Source organism: Nostoc sp. UIC 10890 (assembly GCF_054786515.1).
The window spans coordinates 1-1,525 of sequence record NZ_JBSGKF010000142.1 but is presented as its reverse complement, the minus strand read 5'-3'; the positions used below and the strand labels follow the sequence as shown (position 1 = coordinate 1,525).

1 protein-coding gene is annotated in these 1,525 nt (G+C 31.7%); it reads left to right on the top strand.

Features of this window, described 5'->3' with window-relative positions:
* The first annotated feature begins 215 nt into the window (after positions 1-215).
* A complete protein-coding gene (locus ACWATR_RS39940; protein ID WP_289794628.1) occupies positions 216-1,442 on the top strand; it encodes an ISL3 family transposase in 1,227 nt (408 codons plus the stop codon).
* Positions 1,443-1,525 lie beyond the last annotated feature (83 nt).

Genomic DNA, 1,525 nt, shown 5'->3' with positions numbered 1-1,525 from the left:
ATCTAGTATAGACAATTTAATTACATTGATATGCAATAGATTCAAATTTTCGGCTCTCCTAGAGTGGTTATGATAAAATACTATAAATAAAATAGATAACTGCCCATATTTTTATCATAAAAAACATCTCAAAGCGAGTCTGGGGTAGATATACAAAAATAATTAGAACTAGAAAATATAAAAAAGGTTGAAATAAAATTAGTAATTTAATAAATATGCCATCTAATCCCTTACTGCACTTTATTACTAAAGTTATTAATCTTGAAGATATCAAGGTTATTAATTATGACTTTATCACTGAGGATGAAATAGTTATAGAAGTCGAAAATAAGCTAAAAGTTGGTCAATGTCCACAGTGTGGACATACAACTGATAAAATCCATCAAAATCATTGGTATACAGTTAGAGATATACCTCTGAGTGATTATCAAGTATTGTTAAAGGTAAATCGTCGGCAATTGAGATGCACAAAATGTCGCAAAGTCTTCAGTGAGTCACTAGATTTTATAAAAACTAGAAGAACCTATACAAAAAGACTAGCGATGAAAGTAATTAAGGAAGTATTAGAAACGAATGTAGAGAGTGCAGCCATCAGAAATAGAATGACAGCATCGGAGGTAGAAACCTTATTAAAAGAACAAGAAGCTGATTTACTCAAAGAAAAACCTCTTCAGCTAAAAAAGTTAGGTATAGATGAAATAACCCAGCTAAAAGGAGGAAAAAACTATGCGGCTGTATTAGTAGATTTAGAAACAAGAAAACCAATAACGTTGTTGGAGAAAAGAAATAAAACCGTCATAGCAGAATACTTGTCAAGCCTGGGTTCGGAGGTATTAAATCAAATAGAAGAAGTCAGTATAGACTTATGGATACCCTATAAAAGTTTAATCCAAGAAATGCTACCAAATGCTCAAGTAGTAGCCGATAGATTCCATGTAATGAAACAAATAAATCAGGAGTTAGATGAAAGAAGAAAGCAGGAAAAACGGGCAGCAGTCAAAATTAAAAATCGGCAAGAGAGAGAGGAGAAATTAGCAGGGTTAACTCACAGTAAATACCCTTTATTAAAGAAAAAAGAAAGCCTCAATGATGAGGAAAAAGTCAAGATAAATTCCCTGCAAAAACTCGCTCCAGAATTAGGAGAAATGTATCGAAATAAAGAAGCAATTAGAGATATATTTGAAAGTCACATAACCAGTGATGAAGCATTATATAAATTCCTGGAATGGACAGAAAAGGCTTATAAATTTTTCCCAAAAAGTTGTCGAACCATTAGTAGATGGATAGATGAGATTCTCGCTTATTTTGATCACAGAACTACTCAAGGTATTGTTGAGGGGATTAATCAGAAAATTAAGCTCATTAAAAGAAGGGCTTATGGCTTAACTAACTTTAATAATTTTAGAAGAAGGATTTTACTCAATTGGTATTTCTGTTGTTAATTTAACATATCTAGTCTGGGAGAGCCAAATTTTCTTCTATTAAGTAGATTGCTTGGCTTAAGTTTTACTACAAAATTATGAAA

Bases quoted from the DNA above. Each gene is read 5' to 3' on its own strand.
- ACWATR_RS39940 (WP_289794628.1), top strand. From the start codon at position 216: ATGCCATCTAATCCCTTACTGCACTTTATTACTAAAGTTATTAATCTT.